Source organism: Allochromatium palmeri (assembly GCF_009720725.1).
GTDB lineage: Bacteria > Pseudomonadota > Gammaproteobacteria > Chromatiales > Chromatiaceae > Thermochromatium > Thermochromatium palmeri.
On sequence record NZ_WNKT01000079.1, the window covers coordinates 1 to 7,088 of the forward strand.

A 7,088-nucleotide genomic window follows, 5' to 3' on the forward strand; every position below is an offset into this window, starting at 1 on the left:
CAGCTCCCCCCTTACCACCGCGCCTCTTGTGTCGATGTCACTTATACCTGTTCCATATACATAGTGTCTCTCGTGTCCGCATTGAGACCCGCTTTCGAGGGGATTAAGACAAGAAGCGCGTGATTATGACGGCTCTGGGCGGGTCCGCATTGAGACCCGCTTTCGAGGGGATTAAGACAAATGGAAGGATAAGCATTGGCGCGGTCGAGACCGTCCGCATTGAGACCCGCTTTCGAGGGGATTAAGACAAGTCAATAACGATGCTTTCGACAGTATTCATTTGTCCGCATTGAGACCCGCTTTCGAGGGGATTAAGACGCCGGATACAGCCGCCAAGCGGAATCATGTCAGGGTCCGCATTGAGACCCGCTTTCGAGGGGATTAAGACACGGCGGGGATCTGGGTATGCTGCTGGAGGTCGGGGTCCGCATTGAGACCCGCTTTCGAGGGGATTAAGACTCGAGCTTGAGCATCTGAGCGGCGAGCTTAGCGGGGTCCGCATTGAGACCCGCTTTCGAGGGGATTAAGACGCCGATCAGAAACTCATCACTCCGCCAAGGACGGCGAGCACGTCACCGTCTTCCTGCCGCTCAAGCCCGAGCCAATCACCCTTCAGCACGCTTGAGTCGATCCCCAAAGCACACCCGAGGCGCAAAGAGACGCGACGGCGATCATTTCGCCGTCTGCGCACCCCTCACCGGGATTTCACTCCAGATGTCGTATCGTGATCCCGCCCCAGTGCGCCTGGAGATGCTCGGCGACCAGACGCCGGTGACAGTGACGTGGACTGGCCTCGCTGCACAGCAGGCAGGCTCCGTCGAACAGGGCGGGGTCGAGTGTGGTGCTGACCTGCCGCTCGGTGAGCAGTGCCTGGAACTGGCGTTCATAGACGTCCCAGTCGCCACCCTGCTTCTTGTAGTCATCGAGCAGGGCCGGCGTGGGGGCGAGTTCCGGCACCTCCTGATAGCCGATTCCGCCGAGGCGCTGGAGGAAGAAGCGCAGATCGTCGCGCTTGGCAAAGCCCGCCAACTGCGAGCGGTTGTTGAGGCGCACGTCCAGCACGCGCTGGACGCCGTGGGCGGTGAGCAGGCCAAAGAAACGCTCGGCGTTCTTCTGGGTGAAGCCGATGGTATAGAGGGTCATGGGTTGGACTCCGTGTCGTGCAATTCATCCGGGCGATAGGCCAGGCGCTCGCCTTGTTGGCGATAGGCCAGGGCCTCCAGCTCGGCGTCGGTGTGAAACAGATCCGGGTGTTCAAGTCCCAGATGGGCGCGCAGACGGCGCAGGGTCGCGGCGTGCGGTTCCAGAGCGCCGTCATAGAGAATGTGTTCGACCGGCCTCCCTTGGTCGACCAGCGACCGGCTGACCAGGATGGTGCGATGACAGGTCATCGGGTCGCGTTCGGCGCACAGCATGGCCAGGCGATAGCGTTGCGCCCCCTGAACGATCCGCGTCACGCCGTCGCGAAAGCGCGAGGTCTCGGCCAGCCGTTCGTAGTCGACCTGACCGTCGCGCAAGGCGGCCGGATCATCCGAGCGCGCCCCGCACTCGCGCCCGAGAAACACATAGGCCACACCCGCTTCGCGCAAGGCGGCCTGGAGCGGCTCGCGGTTGAACTGCGGATGCCGGCGGCTGTAGGGAGCCGAGCGCACATCGGCGATGGCCGTGATCCGGTGACGCTGGAGCAGATCCAGAAACGCCTCCAGTGTGTGATCGGAATGGCCGAGGGTATAGAGCATCGAAGACCTCGCAATGAACCTACGGGGTGAGGATGGCGGCGGCGAGCTTGTAAGCATACCCGTTCCAGGGCGGGGCCAGGCTCACGCACACGAAGCTGTTGGGTTGCTGTTCGAGCACGCCATCGGGGCGCCCGGCATAGGCGGCTTTAAGGTCGGGATCGGTCACGACCAGATCGTAGGTGACGGCCTGGTGGACGAAACGGGCGCGCAGTTTCTCCCAGGCCACATGCAGCCAGACGGTCACCGGGCCGATCAGGATCAGCGAGTGGTCGAGCTCGGCCAGGCGGTCTTCGGGCACGCGGTCGTTGCAGCCAGCGACCGTCGAATGGCCGTTGATCCACAGCGGCGCGACTGGATCGACCAGTTCGGGCAAGCGCGCGGCGTCCAGCCGTCCGACCCGGCTCCAGTAATACTGGGAGTGGATCAGGTGGTTCTCGGACTGGAATCCGAGCGGGGCCGGGCGGCGCACCGGGACCGTCACCACGTCGAGCAGGGCCGGGGTGGTGCTGTCGTTGAACGCCTGGTGCTCCAGCGTGAGGGCACCGGTGGGGTGGGCGCTGACGGGGCGGATCCAGGCCCCGAAGCGGTCATTGGCCAGTGCCTTGCCGGCCAGACAGCGGCCGTTGTTCTTGCAGGAGTTGGCCAGAACGACCAGGGTTTTGGTCTGCGGTTGGGTCGGGTGAGCCTTCATTGGACAGCGACGCCTCAAGACGATCCGTGATGATGGGAGGCAGTGTGCCCGGCGCGGGCCTGGGGCGCCGGAGACGCAAGCTTGTGGCGGTCTGGCCGTCAGGCGGCCAGATCCCAGTCGTCGTCCATGAGCGCTTCAGCGGCGTCATCGGCGCGCGCGTCGGGCGGCGTTGGCGTCCCGTCCAGCCAGTCGGCGGCGTGTGCTTGGAGCACGGATGCCCACCCCAGCCGGCGCACCTCGGGCGGATGCAGACCACGAACCTGCTCGGCCAGTTCGGCGGCCTGCTCGGGGTCGAGTTCGCCCTGAAGCTCGCCCTGTTCCTCCAGTTCGGCCAGACGCGCCATCCAGGCCGAGGCGTTGGCGGCGAGGGCTTCGCGCTCGGCGCGCACCGCCCGCACCCGCTCCGGCGGCACGGCGACGAGCACGCGGGCAATGAAGTGCGCCACCAGATCGCGTTCGGCGGCGGGCGGCTCGGTGTTGGCCGTGGCCTGGTGCTGGACCAGGAGCGGTCCCGATTCGGTCATCTGCACCTGGAAGGTCGAGCACGACTGGCCATGCCGGTCGCGCACCGCATAGATCCCCATGGCGTGGAGCAGGGATTCGCTCGCATAGGTGCCGACACAGTGCGCCAGACGCAGACCCTCGTGCTCCAGGTCGGCCTGACTGGTCAGCTCCAGGATCCGATAGTCGCCGGACGTGTGGGGACCAGGGGTCCAGGCCGGCCAGGTCAGCGGTTCGGCGGTCTCGGGGGCGGCGTCTGAACGGGCCAGACTGAAGGCCAGGCGTGCCGTGCGCCACTCCCGGGCCAGCGTCATCAGACGGGCCAGGCCCGCGCGCCCGAACCAGCGCGGGAAGAAGGTCGGCGGCGGCTGGAGTGGGACATCGGATTCGTCCAGGCCATTGGACGTGGCCCAGTCCACCAAGGCCGGATGCACCCCGTAGTGCCAGGCCGCCTGCATCATCTCGAAGAGGGCATCGACGTCCAGACGGGTGCCGACCTGTTGAGTCAGGGTGTGGAGTCCGGTCGCCCAGCCATGGCGGAAGGGCTTGAGGAGCCGGATCGGCTCGACGTTCAGACAGGTGGCCAGGGTGTCGAGCCGCTCGGCCAGGGCCAGACAGGGTGCCCAGTCCGCGTCCTCGCGCGGCAGATACTCCGCCGGCCAGCGATTGAGGCGCTGGAGGTGCGTCCGGCGAGCGACGGGGGCAAGCGTCCCGGTCAGGCTTCGGGTACGGGCGATGGTGCGCGGCTTGACCTGGAAGTGGTCAGCCAGGGCGTGTTGCAGCGGTTCCCCGGTGAGCACCGCCCGGCGCAGACGCGCGTCGGTGCGCAATACGCCGGCATAGGCGGGGAAGGTGCGAGCGGCCTGGAGGCGACGGGTGCGGGTGGTCTCATCACCCATGCCATAGTCGTTGAACACCTCGGGCGTCGGCCTCCCTTCGGTCTGGACCACGACCAGCCGCTCGGCGTCCAGGGCGGCGAGCCACTCACCAAGCGCGGCGCGACACAGCGCCGTCTCGACCTGGGTCAGCATCCAGTGTTCCGACGGCCCGGCGGGACTGGCGCGATGGGCGTTGGGGTGATCGAGCACGGCATCGGCCTGATGCGCGGCCAGTGCCTTCAGCCAGAGTGCCTTGGGATCGAGCGCCGGCCAGTCGCGCAACACGCGCCCGCCGATCAGGGGACTCGTGCCCGGACGTTCGACGCCATAGGCGAACACCTGACGGTCGGCCTGTTCAACCAGCCACAGCCGGTGATAGCGGCCGGGTTGGCCGGCTAGGGGCGTGGGCGCGGCGAAGTCGAGCCGCAACGCCTGACGCACGCTGACCGGCAGCCCACGGCGCATTAGCCAGGCGCGCGGCGTGCTGAGCCGGCCTTCGGACAACAGCCGGTTGAGGAGCGTCACACTGGCGGCATTCAGACCGGTATCACCGATGCGGCGATAGCTCCAGTGTTCGAACGGCTGACCGTCGGGACGCATGGCGTGAGACTCCGCGCGCGGGCGCTCTGGGGGGGGGGGCCCGCAGTATCGTCCCACCGACGGACGCCGGCGTTGGCCACAAGCTTGTCGCACCCCACCGTCATCGGCCGCACCGGTTCAATACGTCACCACCATCCATCATCCACATCACACGGAGGATTCCATGGCCACCTATTTCGTCTCCCGCCATCCCGGCGCCCATGACTGGGCCGCCGAGGAGGGTTTTGAGGTCGAGGCCGTCATCGTGCATCTGAATCCGGCGCTCATCGAGCCGGGCGATATCGTCATCGGCTCGCTGCCGGTGAATCTGGCCGCTGAGGTCTGCGCGCGCGGCGGGCGCTATCTGAATCTGTCGCTGGATCTGCCGCCCGAACTGCGCGGGCGTGAACTGAGCACCGAGCAGATGCGGGCCTGTGGCGCGCGAATCGAGGAGTACCGCGTCACGCGCGTTGAACCGAGCCGCGACCCTGCAAGCTTGTGAGACCCGCCTGAGAGGGGAGAACGCGGTTTCATAGGCGCACTGAACAACACCCGCGTTCTTGGCCGCCGGTCCAGGCGGTGGGGGATTCGATGTCGAGCCGTCTGGCCGTGTTTGCCTATGACATCCGCGATGACCGTGTGCGTCGACACGCGCTCAAGACCCTGCGCGAATGGCGTCTCGATGGGCAGTTGTCGGTGCACGAGTGTCAGGTCGACGCCATCCAGGCGCGGCGGCTGTTCGAGCAACTCGGTGACGAACTTGACCCGGCCACTGATGCCTGGCTGTTCACCTGGGTCGAAGGGCATCGCGCCGTGCTGGCCCGTGGCAAGGGTCGCACCACGGCACTTCAGGATGGCCTGCTGCTGGCCGCCTGACTCCATCCACTGTCTGGAGGCATCCCATGTCCCAGTCCGGTTGGTATCTGCTCGCCTATGACATCGCCGATCCACGCCGCTTGCAGCGGCTGCATCGGGCCGTGCGCCGCGAAGGGATCGCGCTGCAACGCTCGGTTTTTCTGGTGCAGGGCACCGAGTCCGCTATCGAGGCGCTGCTTGATCGGTTGGAGACCCTGATGGATGTGGCCAAGGACGATCTGCGCGCCTATCCGGTTGCTGCGCCCTCGGCGCTCCAGCTGCGCGGACAGTGCGTCGTCCAGGGGCATCTGCTGGGCGATGGCGAAGCGGCTACTGAATCACGCGCCGGTGCGCCCGGTTGGCGGGCGCTGACCACGCCGACACCTCCCGTACTTCCGTTCACCCGGAGTCCCACATGAACGCCCAACTGCTGCTCGTCATTGACCACCGCGACACGCAACTGACGCTCGACGGAGGCGCTCTGCGTCTGGCCACGCCCGGCAACAAGCCGCGCCATATCCCGCTCGGCGTGCTCGGGCTGGTGGTGGTGCATGGACGCGCCCTTGTCGGTTGCGATGTCTGGCGGGCGCTGGCCGAACGCGGGATTCCGGCGGTGCTGCAACCGGGGCGCGGGCGTGGGGCCTGCGCCTGGATGGGACCGGCGCTGGGAGCGACGGTGGGACTGCGTATCGCCCAGCATCGGGCGGCCGAGCAAGAAACGGCAAGGCTGGCGATCGCACGGCGCTTGCTGCACGCCAAGCTGGAGGCGCAACTGTGTCTGAGCAAATCGCTGACGATTCCGGCGGCCTTGGCTGAGGCCCACGCCGCCCTGTGCCGCTCCCAGCGCGAGGCGCTCGCCCAGATCCCAGCGGCGTCGAGCCGCGATACCCTGATGGGGTTGGAAGGTGTGTCGGCGGCGGCGTGGTTCCGCTGGCTTGGCCGTTCTTTGGCGCCGGCCTGGGGCTTTCACGGACGCAATCGCCGTCCGCCCCGCGATCCGGTCAATGCCCTGTTCTCGCTCGGCTACACCCTGCTCGGCGGCGAGATGTTGGGTACGGTGCAGCAACACGGACTCGATCCCGCTCAAGGACTGCTGCATGAACTGGTTCCCGGACGCGAATCCCTGGTGCTCGATCTGATCGAACCGCTGCGTCCCTCTGTCGATCTGGTGGTCCTCGGAATGCTGGATCGTCTGCTCAAGCCTGAGGATTTCACCAGCAGTCCATCAGAAGGATGTCGTCTCTCCAAGGAGGCACGGGGACGCTTCTACCAAGCCTGGGCTCAGGCCCGCCAGGATTGGCCCGACCTGCACCCGAGCCTTGAGGAGGCGCGCTCTGGAACAACGGTGAGCCTCAGTCAGCTGTGTCGGCGTCAGATGACGGCGCTGCGTCAGGACTTGCGCCCGTTCATGCCATTTGGCGAAGCCTATGAAGTATTGGAGGAGGTGCGCTGATTGGTGCGGCAAAACCGCTTGTGCATCAAACCGGCTTTGTTATGATTCTTCAGTCGGATCCTCGCTGCTGATCGTAACCGATCAAATTGTGACCACTTGCATGTACACTTATAGGCTAACTTTTTTGAACACTCAATGTGCTCATGAAATTCTGCATAAGTTATTGATTATCAAGTGGTCACAATATGGCGAAGGGTTCGCATTGAGACCCGCTTTTGAGGGGATTAAGACCTGGATCTTCTGATCGCTCCATCGCGAAGTTATCGTTCGCATTGAGACCCGCTTTTGAGGGGATTAAGACAAAAAAAACAAGAATTAACAAAGAAAAGACGAGTAGCAATAATGACACACTAATGATGGGATAAAAACCAACAAAAGAAAAAAAAAAAGAG

At 65.1% G+C, this 7,088-nt stretch carries 9 protein-coding genes and 1 CRISPR repeat array; of the genes, 4 read left to right on the forward strand and 5 right to left on the reverse strand.

All coding sequences use genetic code 11. The features are described 5' to 3' along the window. Positions 1 to 74: 74 nt before the first annotated feature. Positions 75 to 530: a CRISPR direct-repeat array (repeat unit 36 nt; unit sequence GTCCGCATTGAGACCCGCTTTCGAGGGGATTAAGAC). 175 nt (positions 531 to 705) lie between these two features. The 4 genes from GJ668_RS18985 to GJ668_RS19000 form a co-directional block, all read right to left on the reverse strand. Continuing rightward, the gene (locus GJ668_RS18985; protein WP_155451668.1) at positions 706 to 1,143 is read right to left on the reverse strand and encodes a DUF488 domain-containing protein; all 438 of its coding nucleotides are present in this window, start codon (positions 1,141 to 1,143) and stop codon (positions 706 to 708) included. After that, positions 1,140 to 1,739 (reverse strand): DUF488 domain-containing protein, encoded by a 600-nt coding sequence (locus GJ668_RS18990; protein WP_155451669.1) that lies wholly within the window; start codon positions 1,737 to 1,739, stop codon positions 1,140 to 1,142. Before GJ668_RS18990 ends, GJ668_RS18985 begins: the two co-directional genes overlap by 4 nt. A 19-nt stretch (positions 1,740 to 1,758) precedes the next feature. After that, positions 1,759 to 2,430: a dual OB domain-containing protein gene (locus GJ668_RS18995; RefSeq protein ID WP_155451670.1), complete on the reverse strand. Its 672-nt coding sequence runs from the start codon at positions 2,428 to 2,430 to the stop codon at positions 1,759 to 1,761. Positions 2,431 to 2,528: 98 nt separating this feature from the next. Then, entirely contained in the window at positions 2,529 to 4,409 is a 1,881-nt protein-coding gene (locus tag GJ668_RS19000) for a PcfJ domain-containing protein (protein ID WP_155451671.1), read from the reverse strand. Positions 4,410 to 4,572: 163 nt separating this feature from the next. Between GJ668_RS19000 and csx16 the strand changes: the two genes are divergently transcribed. The 4 genes from csx16 (at position 4,573) to cas1 (ending at position 6,696) form a co-directional block, all read left to right on the forward strand. Beyond that, the gene (gene csx16, locus GJ668_RS19005; protein WP_155451672.1) at positions 4,573 to 4,890 is read left to right on the forward strand and encodes a CRISPR-associated protein Csx16; all 318 of its coding nucleotides are present in this window, start codon (positions 4,573 to 4,575) and stop codon (positions 4,888 to 4,890) included. Between the two features lie 89 nt (positions 4,891 to 4,979). Beyond that, the gene (locus GJ668_RS19010) at positions 4,980 to 5,264 is read left to right on the forward strand and encodes a CRISPR-associated endonuclease Cas2 (RefSeq protein WP_012972306.1); all 285 of its coding nucleotides are present in this window, start codon (positions 4,980 to 4,982) and stop codon (positions 5,262 to 5,264) included. Between the two features lie 26 nt (positions 5,265 to 5,290). Further along, entirely contained in the window at positions 5,291 to 5,662 is a 372-nt protein-coding gene (gene cas2, locus GJ668_RS19015; protein ID WP_155451673.1) for a CRISPR-associated endonuclease Cas2, read from the forward strand. Beyond that, positions 5,659 to 6,696 (forward strand): CRISPR-associated endonuclease Cas1, encoded by a 1,038-nt coding sequence (cas1, locus tag GJ668_RS19020; protein WP_155451674.1) that lies wholly within the window; start codon positions 5,659 to 5,661, stop codon positions 6,694 to 6,696. Before cas2 ends, cas1 begins: the two co-directional genes overlap by 4 nt. A gap of 178 nt (positions 6,697 to 6,874) precedes the next feature. Here the strand turns inward: cas1 and GJ668_RS20405 are convergent. Beyond that, positions 6,875 to 7,088 (reverse strand): hypothetical protein (locus GJ668_RS20405; RefSeq protein ID WP_222930824.1); only part of this gene is annotated, 214 nt, incomplete at its 5' end.

Excerpts from the sequence above, each read along its gene's own strand:
- GJ668_RS18985 (WP_155451668.1), bottom strand. The coding sequence starts at position 1,143 with ATGACCCTCTATACCATCGGCTTCACCCAGAAGAACGCCGAGCGTTTC.
- GJ668_RS18990 (WP_155451669.1), bottom strand. The coding sequence starts at position 1,739 with ATGCTCTATACCCTCGGCCATTCCGATCACACACTGGAGGCGTTTCTG.
- GJ668_RS18995 (WP_155451670.1), bottom strand. The coding sequence starts at position 2,430 with ATGAAGGCTCACCCGACCCAACCGCAGACCAAAACCCTGGTCGTTCTG.
- GJ668_RS19000 (WP_155451671.1), bottom strand. The coding sequence starts at position 4,409 with ATGCGTCCCGACGGTCAGCCGTTCGAACACTGGAGCTATCGCCGCATC.
- csx16 (WP_155451672.1), top strand. The coding sequence starts at position 4,573 with ATGGCCACCTATTTCGTCTCCCGCCATCCCGGCGCCCATGACTGGGCC.
- GJ668_RS19010 (WP_012972306.1), top strand. The coding sequence starts at position 4,980 with ATGTCGAGCCGTCTGGCCGTGTTTGCCTATGACATCCGCGATGACCGT.
- cas2 (WP_155451673.1), top strand. The coding sequence starts at position 5,291 with ATGTCCCAGTCCGGTTGGTATCTGCTCGCCTATGACATCGCCGATCCA.
- cas1 (WP_155451674.1), top strand. The coding sequence starts at position 5,659 with ATGAACGCCCAACTGCTGCTCGTCATTGACCACCGCGACACGCAACTG.